This window comes from uncultured Desulfovibrio sp., from assembly GCF_949282365.1.
In the GTDB taxonomy this organism is placed as follows: Bacteria; Desulfobacterota; Desulfovibrionia; order Desulfovibrionales; family Desulfovibrionaceae; genus Desulfovibrio.
In genome coordinates this window covers 1-15,333 of record NZ_CASDOY010000051.1, presented here as the reverse complement: position 1 = coordinate 15,333, position 15,333 = coordinate 1, and the positions used below count along the sequence as shown (strand labels likewise).

At 67.1% G+C, this 15,333-nt stretch carries 15 protein-coding genes and 1 pseudogene; 3 read left to right on the top strand and 13 right to left on the bottom strand.

Going from position 1 to position 15,333, the window contains the following annotated elements; genetic code table 11:
• Positions 1-304, top strand: a 304-nt coding sequence (locus Q1X76_RS08740) for a hypothetical protein (RefSeq protein ID WP_300719283.1), incomplete at its 5' end; no start/stop codon positions are given.
• A gap of 317 nt (positions 305-621) precedes the next feature.
• Here the strand turns inward: Q1X76_RS08740 and Q1X76_RS08735 are convergent.
• The 10 genes from Q1X76_RS08735 to Q1X76_RS08690 form a co-directional block, all read right to left on the bottom strand.
• Positions 622-1,182, bottom strand: coding sequence for a 4Fe-4S dicluster domain-containing protein (locus tag Q1X76_RS08735; protein ID WP_300719282.1), 561 nt, complete (start codon positions 1,180-1,182; stop codon positions 622-624).
• On the bottom strand, positions 1,175-1,555 hold the full coding sequence (locus tag Q1X76_RS08730; RefSeq protein WP_300719281.1) for a hydrogenase maturation nickel metallochaperone HypA: 381 nt from the start codon (positions 1,553-1,555) through the stop codon (positions 1,175-1,177). The genes Q1X76_RS08735 and Q1X76_RS08730 overlap by 8 nt, the downstream gene beginning before the upstream one ends.
• Positions 1,556-1,567: 12 nt before the next feature.
• Complete coding sequence (locus Q1X76_RS08725; protein WP_300719280.1) at positions 1,568-2,656, bottom strand: nickel-dependent hydrogenase large subunit; 1,089 nt, start codon at positions 2,654-2,656, stop codon at positions 1,568-1,570.
• On the bottom strand, positions 2,653-3,192 hold the full coding sequence (locus tag Q1X76_RS08720) for an NADH-quinone oxidoreductase subunit C (protein ID WP_300719279.1): 540 nt from the start codon (positions 3,190-3,192) through the stop codon (positions 2,653-2,655). Before Q1X76_RS08720 ends, Q1X76_RS08725 begins: the two co-directional genes overlap by 4 nt.
• Before the next feature lie 21 nt (positions 3,193-3,213).
• The gene (locus Q1X76_RS08715) at positions 3,214-3,795 is read right to left on the bottom strand and encodes a 4Fe-4S binding protein (protein ID WP_300719278.1); all 582 of its coding nucleotides are present in this window, start codon (positions 3,793-3,795) and stop codon (positions 3,214-3,216) included.
• Positions 3,796-3,992: 197 nt separating this feature from the next.
• Positions 3,993-4,442, bottom strand: coding sequence for an NADH-quinone oxidoreductase subunit NuoB (gene nuoB, locus Q1X76_RS08710; protein ID WP_300719277.1), 450 nt, complete (start codon positions 4,440-4,442; stop codon positions 3,993-3,995).
• Between the two features lie 11 nt (positions 4,443-4,453).
• Positions 4,454-5,416, bottom strand: a complete 963-nt coding sequence (locus tag Q1X76_RS08705; RefSeq protein WP_300719276.1) for a complex I subunit 1 family protein — start codon at positions 5,414-5,416, stop codon at positions 4,454-4,456.
• 15 nt (positions 5,417-5,431) lie between these two features.
• A complete protein-coding gene (locus Q1X76_RS08700; RefSeq protein WP_300719275.1) occupies positions 5,432-9,184 on the bottom strand; it encodes a proton-conducting transporter membrane subunit in 3,753 nt (1,250 codons plus the stop codon).
• Between the two features lie 211 nt (positions 9,185-9,395).
• Positions 9,396-10,388 (bottom strand): NAD(P)H-dependent glycerol-3-phosphate dehydrogenase, encoded by a 993-nt coding sequence (locus Q1X76_RS08695; protein ID WP_300719274.1) that lies wholly within the window; start codon positions 10,386-10,388, stop codon positions 9,396-9,398.
• A 388-nt stretch (positions 10,389-10,776) separates the two neighbouring features.
• Positions 10,777-10,974: a heavy-metal-associated domain-containing protein gene (locus Q1X76_RS08690; RefSeq protein ID WP_300719273.1), complete on the bottom strand. Its 198-nt coding sequence runs from the start codon at positions 10,972-10,974 to the stop codon at positions 10,777-10,779.
• A gap of 116 nt (positions 10,975-11,090) precedes the next feature.
• Here Q1X76_RS08690 and Q1X76_RS08685 point away from each other — a divergent pair, with 116 nt between their 5' ends.
• Positions 11,091-12,788: a heavy metal translocating P-type ATPase gene (locus Q1X76_RS08685; RefSeq protein WP_300719272.1), complete on the top strand. Its 1,698-nt coding sequence runs from the start codon at positions 11,091-11,093 to the stop codon at positions 12,786-12,788.
• Between the two features lie 80 nt (positions 12,789-12,868).
• Here the strand turns inward: Q1X76_RS08685 and Q1X76_RS10120 are convergent.
• The 3 genes and pseudogenes from Q1X76_RS10120 to Q1X76_RS10115 form a co-directional block, all read right to left on the bottom strand.
• Positions 12,869-13,177, bottom strand: a pseudogene (locus tag Q1X76_RS10120) (PaaI family thioesterase); the annotation flags it as partial.
• Positions 13,161-14,078, bottom strand: coding sequence for a SufD family Fe-S cluster assembly protein (locus tag Q1X76_RS08680; RefSeq protein ID WP_300719271.1), 918 nt, complete (start codon positions 14,076-14,078; stop codon positions 13,161-13,163). The pseudogene Q1X76_RS10120 and the gene Q1X76_RS08680, both read right to left, overlap by 17 nt.
• Before the next feature lie 65 nt (positions 14,079-14,143).
• On the bottom strand, positions 14,144-14,848 hold the full coding sequence (locus Q1X76_RS10115; RefSeq protein ID WP_366140998.1) for an ATP-binding cassette domain-containing protein: 705 nt from the start codon (positions 14,846-14,848) through the stop codon (positions 14,144-14,146).
• Positions 14,849-15,041: 193 nt separating this feature from the next.
• On the opposite strand from Q1X76_RS10115, the gene Q1X76_RS08670 reads away from it, so the two are divergent.
• Positions 15,042-15,333 (top strand): hypothetical protein (locus tag Q1X76_RS08670; RefSeq protein ID WP_300719269.1); only part of this gene is annotated, 292 nt, incomplete at its 3' end.

Below are 15,333 nucleotides of genomic sequence, written 5' to 3'. Positions count from 1 at the left end.
TGCTGTCGTGATGCCCCGGGGCCGCAGGCGCTATTCGGCGGCGGTGTACCAGGAGGTGACTCTCTCCGCCGGACAGGTCCTCTACGGCTCCGCCGGCTGCGAGGTGATGCTCCGGAGCGGCTCCGCCGCCTGCGTGTCGGCGGACAAGAGCACGCCGGGGCTGGTGGATATCACCGGCGGCGGAACCATCAACGACGGCACCGCCCTCCAGACCAACCACCTCTACACCATGACCGCCGACCGGGGCGTCAGGGCCGCCGACGCGGTGACCCTGCTGGTCCGGGGGAGCTATGCCATCGGCTGACCGGCCCGGAAATACATATCCATCGCCCTCTCCGCATATGCTGGCGGAGAGGGCGATATTTTTATCCGCTGCGGAGAGCGGAACGGAGGGGAGCGCCGTCTGACGCGGCCGCAGCCCGTGCGGCGGGGCGCCGTCGCTGTCCGTGGGCCTGTGGCGATGGCTGCCGCGGAGCCGCGGGCAGCGGCCGCCGGGATGCGCGGGGGCGGAGGGGCACGAAGGGGGAGGGATGCGCGAGGGGGCAGGGGGAGGACCGTGAACAAAGTCCTCCCCCTGCCCCCTCGTCAGGATGCTGTCGTGATGCCCCGGGGCCGCAGGCGCTATTCGGCGGCGGGAGCGGCTGCCTTGGGCTTGGACGGCACTTCGATGACGGTGCCGTCGGGTTCCACCATGGACAGGGCGTGCACCGGGCAGGCTTCCATGCAGGCGGTGATCTTTTTGCCGTTCTCCTCGCGCCAGGCCTTGCACATGTCGCAGCGCACGGCCACTTCGCGGCGGCTGCGCTGGGCCATGGTCTCGGTGAGCTTGCCGTCTTCACCGGGCATGCCGATGGTATCCAGGGAAATGGTGCCATAGGGGCAGACGGCGATGCACATCTTGCAGGCCACGCACAGCTGGACGCGCATGGTGATGCGGCCGTCCTCCTCCTGCTGCAGGGCGCCGGTGGGGCAGATGTGGCAGCAGGGCGCGGGATTGCACTGATGGCAACGCACGGTGGTCTTGAAGCCTTCGGCCTTGACCACCTGCACGCGCGCCACCAGCACGTCGCGGTGCTTCATGGCTTCCTTGAAGGTCATCCCGTGGTGCGCGGCGATGCAGGCCACCTCGCAGCGGCGGCAGGCGCGGCATTTGTCGGGTACTACCTGAATATGCTCAATCATGGCTTTCCTCCGGCTCCACCTCCAGACCGGTCATCACGAGACCGTGTCCGCCGGTGAAGCGTATGGCGTCGCTGCCGCAGTGGGGGCAGACGAAGTGCCGTCTGTGCAGTTCGAATGCATGGCCGCAGTCCGCGCAGCGGCAGGGCAGGGGGGCGGTGCGCAGGACCAGTTCCGCGCCTTCGGCCATGCCGCCCTGGGCCAGGATCTCGAAGCAGCCCGTCAGGGTCCGGGGCTCCACGCAGGAGATCAGGCCCAGCTCGCAGGTGATGCTGCGGATGCGCCGGATGCGCTGCCCGGGATGGGCCGCGTTGTGGTCGTCCACAGCTTTCAGGGCTACTTTGAGCAGGCCCTGGACCAGACTCGCCTCATGCATCCTTTTGCCGGCCTAGCGCTCCGTGCAGGAGACGCAGGGGTCGATGCTGTTGGTGATCAGGGCCACGTCGGCCACGGCGCAGTCGCGCATCATGATGCCCAGGGCCTCCCAGTTCATGTACGAGGGCACGCGCCACTTGAGGCGTGCCGGGATGTCCGTGCCGTTGGTACGGATGTAATAGAAGACTTCGCCGCGGGGCGCTTCGCTGCGGGCACAGGCCTCGGCCGTGTGGATCTGGCGCATGGGCACGCAGTGGGGGCCTTCGGGCATGCGCCGGCAGCACTGGCGGATGAGCTTGAAGGATTCGAAGATCTCGTCCAGGCGCACCATGGTGCGGGAGTGGATGCAGCAGCCGTCATGGGTGATGCTCTTGAACTCCAGATCGGGATAGGCCGCATAGGGCGAATCCTTGCGCACGTCCACGGCGATGCCGGAGCCGCGCGCCACAGGCCCCACCACGCCCAGGCGCAGGGCGTCCTCGGGGGGCAGCAGGCCCAGGCCCTTGGTACGGCCCAGGACCATGGCGTTGCTGGCGTAGATGTCGCGGATCTCGTCCACGGCGGGCTCCACCTTGTCCAGCATGCGCAGGATGTAGTCGAGCATCTCCGGGGGCACGTCGCATTTGACGCCGCCGATGCAGTTGGAGGCCAGGTTCATGCGGTTGCCGTAGACGGTCTCCTTCACGTCCTGCATCATCTCGCGCACTTCCATGACGTGCATGAACAGGGACTTGAAGCCGATGATGTGGGCCTGGATGGCGGTGTTGAACAGATGCGAGGCCACGCGCTTGATCTCTTCGGCCATGACGCGCAGATAGCGGGCACGGGCGGGGATCTCCATGCCGAGCACGTTCTCCACCACCATGCTGTAGGTGAAGCTGTGACTGTTGGAGCACAGCGAGCAGACGCGCTCGGTGAGGGTGACGTTCTTGATGAGGTTGCGCTGGGTGGCCAGGGCTTCCATGCCGCGGTGCACATGGCCGGAGGTCAGCTCCACCTTGCGGATGGTCTCGCCTTCCACGGTGAGGTTGAAATAGACGGGCTCCTCGAGCGCCACATGCACGGGACCCAGCGGCATGGTGAAGGTCGTGAGCTTGCTCATGCGCGATTCCTTTCCTTGTCTTTCAAAATGCGTTCCCACAGGTCCGTGGTGCAGGCCCCGTTCATCATGATGGACAGCGGCACGGCCTCGTTGAGGATACCTTCGTCCAGCTCTTCGTCGAGGAAGAGGCGGCGCGGGTTGGGCTGGTTGGCCACCCGGACGCCGTAGAGCTCCATCATCTCCCGTTCATGCCAGTCGGCATTGGCGAACATGGGAGTGATGGAAGGCACGGTATTGTGCTCGGCGGTCAGGGTGACGGTGACGTTGTAGACCACGCCCTGGAGCTCGAAGTGGTAGCACAGCTCCTGCTGCTGCTCGCCCAGCTGGTTCAGGTTGTAGGCCGTGATCATGCACAGGCGGGCACGGGCGCCCTGCAGGGCGGCGGCGGCCTGGCTCATGAAACGGGGATGGTCCAGGCGGAACCAGTGGAAGGCGTTGCCGTAGGCGTCGGTGCTGTGGTGTACGGCCTTGTCGCGGGTGCAGAGGGCCCCCAGGGCCTCCATGAGCGCGGCATTGCCTTGCAGAATCTCTTGCATGGTGAATCCTCGTGAAAGCGGCTAATCCGTGGTGGGCGCGGCCGAAGCCGGGGTCCGGGTGGGCTCCATGGCCTTGGGAGGCTCGGGCAGGTAGCAGAGGCTGCGCTTGGCGTCCTCGATCTGGCGGCATTTGGGGCACAGGTGCCGGATCGTCTCGGGATCGATCTCGCTGTTGTGGGCGTAGAGCTTTTGCGCCAGCGGCAGGGGCAGGGGCCGCATGAGCGTGCCGCAGTGCGAGCAGGGCTCGTAATTGATGGTCTGCTGCTCCACGCGGCTGAATTTTTCCGCATCGGGATGGGCCGAATGCCAGTCGTTGATGATGCCCATGGCGCCGGTGGGGCAGTACTGGCGGCAGGAGGCACACAGACAGCAGGAATCCTGCCAGACGGTGATGGTGTAGCCGCTCTTGTCCGGTTTCTGGCGGATGTTGATGGCCCCGGCCGCACAGACGTGACGGCACACGCCGCAGCCCATGCACAGGTTGGGGTCGATCTTCACCCGCCCCCGCAAGCGCTCGGGCGTGAATGTTTCACCCAGCGGGAAGGGGTCCGTGCTGGGGCCTTGCAGCAGATTGCGGAACAGAATCTTCAGAAAACCCGCCATAATCATTCCTCCGGGCCCGGTCGCGGGCCTCTGGACGTACGGGGGATCAGGCCGCAGACGTGGTGGCAGATGCCGCAGCGCCTGCAGGCGTTTTCCCCGGATGTTGTCTCGGCTGCGGGGGAGGTGCCGTCCGCGGGCGCGTCGTCGCGCAGTCCCAGCCGGACGGCCAGCCGGTGCAAGGGCTTCCCCCTGTCCATTTATCCCTCGAGGCCCAGTTTCTTGAGCCAGATCTGGCGCGCCAGCACCACGCCTTCCAGGATGGCCTGGGGGCGGGGCGGACAGCCGGGCACGTTCACATCCACGGGGATGTAGCGCGAGATGGGCCCTTCGATGGAGTAGCCTTCGCGGAACACGCCGCCGGAGATGGGGCAGATGCCCACAGCCACGGTGACTTTGGGCTCGGGGATCTCGTTCCAGACCGCGAGCACGCGGTCGCGCACGCGGGTGGTCAGCGGGCCGGTGATGAGCACGATGTCGGCATGACGGGGGCTGCCGCAATACCGGCACCCCAGGCGTTCCACGTCATAGCGGGGGATGCAGGCCGTGGTGGCCAGTTCCACGTCGCAGCCGTTGCAGGAGCCCGCGTTGATGCGGAAGAGCCACGGCGAGCGTACCGACAGTTTCTTGAGCATGTTGTCCAGACTCATGCCCGACCTCCTTACAGCGCCCACACCAGCACCAGGCTCAGCAGAGCCAGCGCGGTGGGGACCTTCACATAAAAGCGGAACGCCTGGTCGATGCGGAAACGCCCGGTGGCGGACTTGACCAGGGTCAGCGACAGCAGCATCAGCACCAGGCACTTGAAGACGAACCAGAGCAGGTTGACGATCCAGGTGTCGGAGATGGTGCCGGGGAAGAACAGGGCCACGCCCAGGCCCAGGACCACGAAGGTCTTGAGGGCGGAGCCGATCTGGAACAGGGCCAGCAGGGGGCCGCCGTATTCCAGCAGGGGGCCTTCCAGCACTTCGGTCTCGGCTTCGGGGATGTCGAAGGGCGGCACGCCCATGGTGCCGGGCAGGAAGATCAGGTAGGCCAGCAGGGCCGGGATCATGACCGGGTTCAGGCCCAGGGAGCCGGCCCCCTGCTGCCAGTCCACGATGGCCAGCAGCGAGAACTGCGCGCCCGTGCCGGTGGCCTTGCCCACCAGCATGGCCACGGCCAGCAGGATCATGAGCAGAGGGGTCTCGTAGGCCAGCATCATGAGCATCTCGCGTGAGAAGCCGATGGCGCCGAAGGGCGAGCTGGAGGCCGAGCCGCCCAGCATGATGGCGATGGCCGGGATGGGCAGCAGGTAGAAGAGCACCAGCAGGTCGCCCATGTTGTACAGGCCGTCAAAGACGCCCGGCACGGGGATGAAGGCCGCGCAGACGGCCATGCCGGCAAAGCCCACCACAGGCGCGGCCAGGAAGACGCTGCGCACGGCGGTCTTGGGGATCAGGGTCTCCTTGGTCAGCAGTTTGGCGATGTCCAGCAGGGGCTGGATCAGCGGCGGGCCCACGCGGCGCTGCAGGCGGGCCTCCACGCGGCGGTCGAGCCCCTTGAACAACAGCCCCACAGCCAGCGCGAACAGGCCGCCGGGGAAAATGCACATGTGCAGCACACCAAGAATGATGTCGGTCATCTCGGGTTCTCCTTCCTAGCTCTTGTTGTCTACGCTGGTATTGCCCGGGAACCAGGCCAGGCGGCGAACCAGCCCGCCGTAGACGCCCGACGGGGCCATGCGGCTGGTGGCCACTTCGGTGGGCAGGCCGCAGGTGTGCACGTCCACTTCGCGCAGGACCACGAAGCGGCGCACGAAGTACCAGCCGGCGGCGGCGGCGATGGCCATCATCACGCACAGGCCGGTGGCGTTCCAGGCGCCGGGGCCTTCCTGCAGGCCCGAGAGGCCCACCACGAGCTGGCCGGCGCTGTAGTCGCCCAGGATGGCGTTGATGGGCCAGAGCATCAGGCCGGGGAAGACGCCGGTCAGGATGCAGCCCGCGGCCAGGATGCCCATGGGCACGCGCATGGTCAGCGGGGCCTCCCGCACTTCATCCAGACGGCCGGAGGGCTGGCCCAGGAAAGCCGCGTGCAGGAACTTGGCGATATAGGCCAGGGTCAGCACGCTGCCCACCAGCGAGAGCAGGGCCAGGAAGGGCTGGTCCGCCTGCATCAGGGCATGGTAGATGATCCACTTGGACGAGAAGCCGCTGGTGGGCGGCACGCCCACCACGGACAGGCCGGCGATGGCGAACATGCACAAGGTGAAGGGCATCTTGCGGCCGATGCCGCCCAGATCGTCCAGGCTGTCGGCGTGGGTGGCGAACATCACGGCGCCGCAGACGAGGAAGAGCAGGTCCTTGAAGAAGACGTGGTTGACCACATGCAGCATGCCGCCCGCGTAGCCCAGGGCGCCGCCGGCGGCCACGGCCAGCACCATGTAGCCGATCTGGCTCACGGTGGAGTAGATGAAGACCAGCTTCAGGTTGTTGACCAGCAGGGCCTGGGTGGCGGCCATGACGATGGTGATGCCGCCGATCCACATGACCGCGGTCTGGATGAGCTCATTGGGCCAGGCCGCGCTGATGCCGAGCATGGCCAGGCTGCCGCCCAGGAGCATGAAGAGCTTGATGAGGCCCAGGATGGCGCTCTTCAGCAGCACCGAGGATATGTAGCCGGACACGGGCGTGGGGGCCAGGGCCGGATGCATCTGCCAGTCGATGCGGAAGGGCAGCTGGGCGGCCTTCATGACGAAGCCGATGGCCAGCAGGGCCGTGCCGCCCCAGACCACCCAGCCGGGCAGGGCGAAGAGGCCGGTGAGCTGCTGCATGGACGCGGAGGTGAAGGGCGTGGCCGGACCGAGCACGCAGACGCCCACGAAGATGAAGCCCGCGCCCAGCACGTTGAAGAAGAAGTACTTGAAGGCTTCGCGCAGCGAGGCCCTGTCGCCTTCATGGGCGATGGCCATGTAGAGCGTCCACGAACTCATGATCTCCCAGAACAGGAAGAACTGGAAGAGGTAGGTGCTGGCGGACATGCCCACCAGGCCGCCGCACATGGCGGTGAAGGCGCAGTAGAAGCGCCACTGGGTGTGGCTGTGGGCCATGTAGCCCTGGGCGTAGAAGACGTTGAGCGCGCCGATGAGCGGCACGATGAGGGCGAAGCAGTAGCTCAGGGTATCCAGGTCGCGGCCCAGGAAGATCACCAGGACGGCGGTCAGCAGCAGCACGAAGGCGCTGGAGCGGGCGGCCCGGACGGGATCGCGGCGGAAGAAGGCCGGCAGCAGCGCGCCGAACACGGGCACCGCCACATAGACGGGCCAGGGCGCCATGACGGACTGCAGGACCACCAGATCCATGGAGGCCGGGGAGAAGCAGGCCGAGGCCACGGGGATGACCAGGGCGAGCGGGGCCCAGGGCGCGAGGCCCAGCAGCAGGCTGAGGGCGGCCAGGGCCATGAGCGCGCCGCGGATGGACCACGGGGCTTCTTCCACGGCGGGCAGACCGGCGGGGCGTTCCTCGAAGACCAGGGTCTTGAGGATGCGCACATAGTAGATGGCGCCCACCAGGGAGCCGGCCAGGATCAGGGCCGCCAGCACGGGATGCCCGGCATGGATGGCGGACTGGATCATCAGGTACTTGCTGAAGAAGGCCGTGAAGGGCGGCAGGCCCATGATGCAGACCAGGCCCACGGCCATGCAGCTCACGGTCCAGGGCATGCACTGGCCGAGGCCGCGCAGGTCGGAGAGCTTGCGGCTGCCCACGCGCAGGATGAGGGCGCCCGCGCCGAGGAAGAGCAGGTCCTTCATGATGGCGTGGCTGAGCATGTGCGACAGGGCGCCGGCCGTGGCCAGCCAGGTGCCCATGCCCAGCACCAGGGCGATCTCGCCCAGCTGCCCCAGGGTGGAGTAGGCCAGCATGCGCTTGATGTCGTCCTGCTTCAGGGCCATGAGCTCGCCGAAGATCAGGGTGGCCGCGCCCATGAAGGTCAGCACGGAGCCGAACCAGGACAGGCCGAAGACGTAATCGCTGTCAAAGAGCGCGCCGTTGGTCTGGCCCAGCAGCAGGACCACCAGGCCGAACATGCCCATCTTGGTGATGATGCCGGACAGGGGACCGGACACCGAGGAAGGCGCGGCGGGGTGGGCGTCGGGCAGCCAGGAGTGCAGGGGCACCAGACCGGCCTTGACGCCGAAGCCGATGAGGCAGAGCAGGGCGGCCATGTTCAGCACATGGGGCGAGAGCAGGGCGCTCTGGACGCGCACGTCGGCCAGGCCGAGGCCGCCGTTGCCCAGCAGGAGCATGCCGGGCAGCATCAGCAGCGCGCCGCCCGCGCACATCAGGTAATATTTGAAGCCCGCGTCGAAGGCCACGCGGTCGGCCTCATGCACCACCAGGAAGTAGGAGGCGAAGGTCATCAGTTCCCAGTAGCCGTACATGGAGGCCATGTCGGGCGTGGAGACGATGCCCGCCAGGGAGGCGAAGGTCAGCAGCAGGAAGAACCAGTACCAGCCCTGCCGGTGGGCGTGGGCCATGTAGCCGATGGAGTAGACCGAGACGATGAAGGCGATGAAGCCGATCATCACCAGGAAGAGCAGGGCCACGGGCGCGGGCGCTTCCAGGGTCAGGGCCGCCGCCAGGGCGGCGGCACAGGCCAGCACGCCCAGATGGGGCATCCAGCGGAACTTCATCCAGGCGGCCGCGCCGCAGACGAAGGCGCCGGCGAAGTAGATGCAGAAGGCGGGATGCACGGAGGCGTGCTGCACGGGCAGGCCGGCCCAGCCGGCGGCCACTTCCAGCAGGGGGGTGCGGGCCAGGCCCATGAGGGCCACCAGCACGCCCAGCACCAGGGTCAGGGCGTCGAAGCGGCTGCCGCCCTGCTCGCTCTCGTCACAGGCGGTGGTACAGGGCTGCAGGAAGCTCTGGCGCAGGGCGTCCACATGCAGGGCGATGAGGACGGTGCCCGCCACGGCCATGAGCACGGTGCAGATCAGGCCCCAGTGCAGGGGCAGGTCGGCGGCCAGGACGCCCTGGGTGATGAACAGGCGCCCTTCCGGGATCAGGAAGGGCGAGCCGCCCACGCTGGCCATGAGGCCCAGGGCCAGGAGCGCGCCGTTGACGGGCTGGCGTTTGACGGCGCCGCGCAGGTCCGCGAAGGAGGCCGACAGGGCGGCGGGCCCGGCCAGGGAATTGAGGGCGCTCCAGCTCAGGCCGCGGGCCAGCAGCTGGAAGGCCAAGAACAGCCAGACGCCCGTGCCGGCCGCGGCGTTGGCCGCGCCCAGGGCCATACAGACCAGGCCGGCATCGTGCACCGCCCCCCAGAGGATGAGCCGGCGGGCGTTCTGCCGCTGGCGGACCGCCTGCCACACGCCGTACAGCAAAAACAGCAGGCCCGGGTAAAAAAGGATCAAGGAACCGCTTGCCGTGTAGGATGGTATCGTCATACGCGCCCCATTGTCTGCCGGGTAAAAAGTACAAAATTATCGCAGAGGACGTGGAAGCGCGTCATCTGCCCGAATGTGCCCTTCCGGCGGGATGTGCTCGTGAAAAAAATTTTTTTCACAATTCGCCAAAGGATACGCGACATCCCTTGCCGGCGCAAGCCTCTTTTTGGGCCGCTTGTCACTCCCGGCGCAAGGTACGCGTCATCAGGCGCATGACCGCGTCCCGCGGGGATTCGCCGCCGTGCAGCAGGCTCTGGACCGTCTCGGTCACCGGGGCCTCGACCCCCAGCCGGCGGGCCAGTTCGTGGACCGCCGCCGTGGTCTTGACGCCCTCGGCCACCATGCCCAGGCTGGCGGTGATGTGCTCCAGGGCCTCGCCCCTGCCCAGGCGCAGGCCCACCTGCCGGTTGCGCGACAGGTCGCCCGTGCAGGTCAGGGCCAGGTCGCCCAGGCCGGAAAGACCCATGAAGGTGGCCGCCTGCGCGCCGCAGGCCTCGCCGATGCGGCTCATCTCGGCCAGACCTCGCGTCATCAGGGCCGCGCGGCTGTTGTGCCCGAGGCCCAGCCCGTCGCAGACGCCGGCCGCGATGGCCATGACGTTCTTCAGCGCGCCGCCCAGTTCCACGCCCGTGACGTCCGTGCTGGAGTAGCAGCGGAAGGCGGCGGAGGAAAAGAGCTCGCGCAGCAGGCAGCCCAGGGCATGGTCTTCGGTGGCCAGGACCACGGCCGTGGGCTGGTTGCGCACCACCTCGGCCGCGAAGGAAGGCCCGGAAAGCATGGCATAGTGGAACGGCCGCCCGGCCAGTTCCTCGGCCACGATGCGGCTGCAGGGGGCCAGGCTGCCCAGCTCCAGCCCCTTGGCGGCATTGACCAGCACCGGGGCCGCGTGCAGATGCCCGCGCATGGCGCGCAGCCAGCCGCGCAGCTGCTGGCAGGGGATGGCCAGCAGGAGGATCTCGCTGTCCAGCAGTCCCGGGTCCGTGCCCGCGCTCAGGGAGGGGTGCAGCGCCAGACCGGGCAGATAACGGGGGTTCTCGTGCCGGGAGTTGACGGCTTCGGCCACGGCGGCGTCGCGCAGCCACAGGCAGGTGCTGTGCCCGCGCGAGGCCAGCAGATGGGCCAGGGCCGTGCCCCAGCTGCCGCCACCGGCCACTGTGATGGTATGATGCATGCGTGCTCCTGGGATCGACGGGGAAGAAACTCCTCGTTAGTACGGTTTTTGGCCCGTCACGGCAAGTAGGGAACGATTCCCGCCTTATCCGTGCGGGATGACCGGCGGATCAGACAGACGCACCGGCGGGAGGGCCCGGGCGCCGTCAGGCGCGCCCCGCAGCCCGGAAGGCGCGATGCGCCGCCGCCGTCGTGAGGCCACCTTCGCGTCCCGCGCCCGTGCGCGCGTCGTCGTCCCCATGTCCGGGGCCGTCGCGGGCGCGCTCCGCATCCGGGCGAAAGCGCGGGAGCGGACGGGGAACAGGCGGGGAAGAGCGCCGGACGCCCGCTGCGCAGGCGCAAAAAAAGGCCGCGCGGGGCGGCCTTGGGAAAGGAGGTGGCGCGAAGCCCTATTGGGGATCGAAACCGATGTCGAAGATGGCTTTGCGCAGGGCGGCCTCGTCCACGGGCGCGCTTTCCTCATAGCGCAGTTCCTTGGCGTCCAGATCCACCACCGGCCGGCTCACGCCGGGTATCTTGGCGGCGGCCTCTTCCACAGCGGCCTTGCAGTGGCCGCAACGCATACCGTTGACTTTGAGAATTTTCATGCCAAACTCCTTGCTGCTCTGCTCTCGCATATTGATTTTCATTTTCAATGGGAGCAACATCAGCAATAATACCGCCGGAACGGGGCGTCAAGCCCGTCCGGCCCGCAGGAGGTCCCATGGAGACGCGAAAGGCAGGTCCCTTGCGTTTTGATATCGGCGGCATGCATTGCGCCGCATGCTCCTCGCGCATCGAGCGCGTGGTGGGGCGCATGGAGAACGTGGAACGCATCGCGGTCAACCTGGCCACGGCCAAGGCCCAGATCTGGCTCGTGCCCGGTACGGAACAGCAGACCGTGCCCCTGATCATGGAGCGCGTGGCGGGCATGGGCTTCAGCGCCGTGCCCTCGCAGGAAGAGGACGTGGCCGTCCAGTACGAGAAGAAACGGCAGCAGGACGAACAGGACCGCCGCCTGCGCCTGGGACGGCTGGGGCCCATGCTGGTCTTCGCCGTGCCCCTGCTGGTGGTCTCCATGGGCCACATGCTGGGCCTGCGCCTGCCCGCCTGGCTGGATCCGCAGCACGCGCCGCGCACCTTCATGCTGGTCCAGCTGGCCCTGACCCTGCCCGTGGTCTGGCTGGGGCGGCACTTCTACCGCGAAGGCCTGCAGGCCCTGGCGAACAGGGCCCCCACCATGGACAGCCTGGTGGCCGTGGGCACGGGCTCGGCCCTGCTCTACAGCCTGTGGACGACCCTGCTGGGTCTCGCGGGCAGCGAGCCGCAGCTGCGGGCCATGAACCTGTATTACGAATCCGTGGCCGTGCTGCTGACCATGATCGAGCTGGGACAGTTCCTGGAAGCCACGGCCCGGCGCAAGGCCGGGGACGCCATGGGCGCGCTGCTGCGCCTGACCCCGGAAACGGCCCTGCGTCTGGAAGCCGACGGCCAGAGCCGCGAGATCCCCCTGGCCGCGGTCATGCCCGGCGATACCCTGGTCATCCGGCCCGGGGCCCGCATCCCCGTGGACGGCAGCGTGGCCGGCGGCAAGAGCGCCGTGGACCTCTCCCTGCTGACCGGCGAATCCATCCCCGTGGCCGTGGGCCCCGGGGACAGCCTGGTGGCGGGCAGCGTCAACGGCGAAGGCGCGCTGACCATGACCGCCGAGCATGTGGGCCAGGACACCCGTCTGGCGCGCATCATCAGGCTGGTGCGCGAGGCCCAGGGCAGCAAGGCCCCCATCGCGCGCCTGGCCGACCGGGTGAGCTTCTATTTCGTGCCCGCGGTCATGGGCATCGCCACGCTGGCCGGTCTGGCCTGGCTGATCTTCAGCGACGAGCCCGCCAGCGTGGCCGTCACGGTCTTCGTGGCCGTGCTGGTCATGGCCTGCCCCTGCGCCATGGGCCTGGCCACGCCCATGTCCATCATGGTGGGCACCGGCCGGGGCGCGCAGTTGGGCGTGCTCATCAAGAACGGCGCGGCGCTGGAGCAGGCCGGCCATGTGCGGGCCATCGCCGTGGACAAGACCGGCACCCTGACCACCGGCAAGCCCGTGCTGACCGGCATCGTCCCCCTCGGCGACGCGGACGAACGGACCCTCGTCACCCTGGCCGCCGCGCTGGAGGCCCGCTCCGAACATCCCCTGGCCCTGGCCCTGACGGCCGCGGGCAGGGAACGCGGCTGCCCGGCCTGCCCGGTGGACGCCGTGGACGTGGCCCCCGGTCTGGGCATCGCCGGCGTGGTGACGCTGGACGCAGCACTGTTTCCGCAAAAGTCGAGGCCATGCCGGACGAACAATTCTGGTTCGGACAGTTTCGCATGGGACTGTGGCCGAAATTTTTTCCGGGGACGCAGTTTGCCAGGGGAGAGGAAGCGCTGAACCAGTTTTTCCGCCAGATGACTCCAAATACCGGCCCCTACGACGCACAGGTGATTGCCGATTCGCTCCGGGTGGGCCCGACAGAAGATCCTCTTGTTCTCCCGCCCGGCGGGCCGCAGAAAGTTGAGGGTATAGCTGGCGGTGACGCCGGTGCGCCCGGTGGCGGCATAGACGGCCCATCCCCCCACCGTGTCGGCCAGGGTGGTCAGGCAGCCGCCGTGAACAATGCCATAGGGATTAAGGCTGTCCGGATGGATGGCGAGCTCCCCCTCCGCACTGCCGTCGTCAAAAAGCCTGAGGAGCTCCACGTGGTTGTAAACGGCGAAAGGGTCATCGGACAAGAAATGGTTTTCCGGGATGGGGATGGGCCGTTTACTGCAGGAATCCATTCAAAATCCTCTCCTCCGCCTCTTCCTCGGTAAGGCCGAGGGTCATGAGCTTCAGAATCTGGTCGCCGGCGATGCGGCCGATGGCGGCCTCGTGGATGAGCTGAGCGTCGGGATGCTCGGCGGCGATGGCGGGGATGGACTTGATCTTGGCCTCGCCCATGAGGATGGAGTCGCACTGGACATGCCCGAAGCACTTGGCCTCTCCGGTCATGCGGGGGTAGAAGATCTGCTGGGACTGGTCCTGTGCCACGGACCGGGAGATGACCCGACCGGTGGCGTCCTCGCCGGCCAGAACAATGTCCATCTCCGACTCGGCGGTCTGCTTGCCGTGGGTGAGGAGTTTTTCGGTGATGACGGCCTCGCCGCCGGCCCCTACCACGATCTTGGTGTAGCGCTTGGTGGAGTCCACGCCCCGGATCTGGGTGGTCTCCATATTGATGGAGGCCCCCTCATCCAGGTAGACAATAGTCTGGGGGTTGAAGATGCGCTCGCCGGTGCCCTCACCCTCGCCGTAGTGCTTCTCGTAATAGCGCACCTTGGAGTTCTTGCCCACGTGGAAGGTGTGGATGCCGTCGTGCTGGGTGGTGTCGCAGCCGGAGTTGTGGATGCCGCAGCCGGCGATGATATCCACGTCACAGTCCTCTCCGATGTAGAAGTCGTTGTAGACCGTTTCGGTGAGGCCGGTCTCGGTGAGGACTACGGGGATGTGAACCGACTCTTTCTTGGTACCGGGGGCGATGTGGATATCGATGCCGGATTTGTCGGTCTTGGTGTCGATGACGATATGGGCGGTGCTGACGCGACCGTCAGACTTGCCATTCTTACGGATATTGTAAGCGCCGACGGGGAGGCCGTCCAGGTCGGCGATCTCCTTGAGGAGCTTGGCTTCCAGTTTGTCCATGGTTGGATGCTTCCTTTCTCGGCCGCGGAAGAGAACCGACGGCCGTTCCTGTGGAGGGCGATGGGTCAATCAGCCCTCGTGCATATAACTGCAGCCCGACACGGTGTTGGCCAGGATCTTGGGAAAGATCTCGGCCTTGGCGCCGTGCTGGGTGATGACGCCGTGGTCCACCATGACGATCTCATCGGCCAGGTCGATGATGCGCTCCTGGTGGGAGATGACCACCAGGGTGGCCTTCTGCTCGTCGTGGAGCTGGCGGAAGGTGTCGGTGAGCCGGGCGAAGGACCACAGATCAATGCCGGCCTCGGGGCCAGGATGGTGGCAATCTCGATGCGCTTGACCTCTCCGCCGGAGAGGGAGGCGTCCACTTCCCGGTCGATATAGTCGGCGGCGCACAGGCCCACCCGGGTGAGGTACTGGCACTCCTCGTCGTGGGTGAGGCCCTCCCGTCCGGAGGCGAGCTCCAGCAGGTCCCGGACCCTCAGGCCCTTGAAACGGGGCGGCTGCTGAAAGCCGTAGCTGATGCCCTTGCGGGCCCGCTGGGTGATGTTGAGGGAGGTGATGTCCTCGCCATTCCACAGGATCTGCCCGCCGGTGGGAGTGACCAGGCCCATGATAGCCTTGGCCAGGGTGGTCTTGCCGCCCCCGTTGGGGCCGGTGATGACCACAAATTTGTGCTCGGCGATGGTGAGGGAGACATCGTTGAGGATACCCAGCTCCTCACCGGATTCGTCGGACACCTGATAAGATAAATGCCTGATCTCCAGCATGTGAAGGACTCCTTTGTGTTTCTCTGTAACCGTCAGCGGTGTCTTCGGTGCCTCGCCGCTGATACGGCAGTATTTTACCATAATTCCGATTGATTTACAAGTATTTCTTTTACCCCGTGAAACACCGGAGGAAACGACGGACGGCCACTGGCATAGTATGGACCGAAAGACGGAAAATTAGGAGGCGTGATCCATGGAGATGACACAAGCGGGCCAGGGCGGGGCAGAGCGGCCGGAGGACGACGGGGTCCTGTTCCGCCAGGTCTGGCAGCGGGTGACCGAGAGCGGCGGCGGGGAGAGCCCCATTGAGGTGCTGCCGGCGGCGGTGCCGGGGCGGGCGCTGGCGGCGCCCGACGAAGGGGAGCGGGTGGAACGCTGCTGCGGGGAGCTCCGGGCCGCCCTGGGGGAGGCGCTGATCGCGGCGACGGACTACGCCGCTCTGGCCCGGCGGCTGGGGAACCGGCCGGGGGGGAGGCAGCTCCGGG

Bases quoted from the DNA above. Each gene is read 5' to 3' on its own strand.
- Q1X76_RS08735 (WP_300719282.1), bottom strand. From the start codon at position 1,182: ATGATTGAGCATATTCAGGTAGTACCCGACAAATGCCGCGCCTGCCGC.
- Q1X76_RS08730 (WP_300719281.1), bottom strand. From the start codon at position 1,555: ATGCATGAGGCGAGTCTGGTCCAGGGCCTGCTCAAAGTAGCCCTGAAA.
- Q1X76_RS08725 (WP_300719280.1), bottom strand. From the start codon at position 2,656: ATGAGCAAGCTCACGACCTTCACCATGCCGCTGGGTCCCGTGCATGTG.
- Q1X76_RS08720 (WP_300719279.1), bottom strand. From the start codon at position 3,192: ATGCAAGAGATTCTGCAAGGCAATGCCGCGCTCATGGAGGCCCTGGGG.
- Q1X76_RS08715 (WP_300719278.1), bottom strand. From the start codon at position 3,795: ATGGCGGGTTTTCTGAAGATTCTGTTCCGCAATCTGCTGCAAGGCCCC.
- nuoB (WP_300719277.1), bottom strand. From the start codon at position 4,442: ATGAGTCTGGACAACATGCTCAAGAAACTGTCGGTACGCTCGCCGTGG.
- Q1X76_RS08705 (WP_300719276.1), bottom strand. From the start codon at position 5,416: ATGACCGACATCATTCTTGGTGTGCTGCACATGTGCATTTTCCCCGGC.
- Q1X76_RS08695 (WP_300719274.1), bottom strand. From the start codon at position 10,388: ATGCATCATACCATCACAGTGGCCGGTGGCGGCAGCTGGGGCACGGCC.
- Q1X76_RS08690 (WP_300719273.1), bottom strand. From the start codon at position 10,974: ATGAAAATTCTCAAAGTCAACGGTATGCGTTGCGGCCACTGCAAGGCC.
- Q1X76_RS08685 (WP_300719272.1), top strand. From the start codon at position 11,091: ATGGAGACGCGAAAGGCAGGTCCCTTGCGTTTTGATATCGGCGGCATG.
- Q1X76_RS08680 (WP_300719271.1), bottom strand. From the start codon at position 14,078: ATGGACAAACTGGAAGCCAAGCTCCTCAAGGAGATCGCCGACCTGGAC.
- Q1X76_RS10115 (WP_366140998.1), bottom strand. From the start codon at position 14,848: ATGCTGGAGATCAGGCATTTATCTTATCAGGTGTCCGACGAATCCGGT.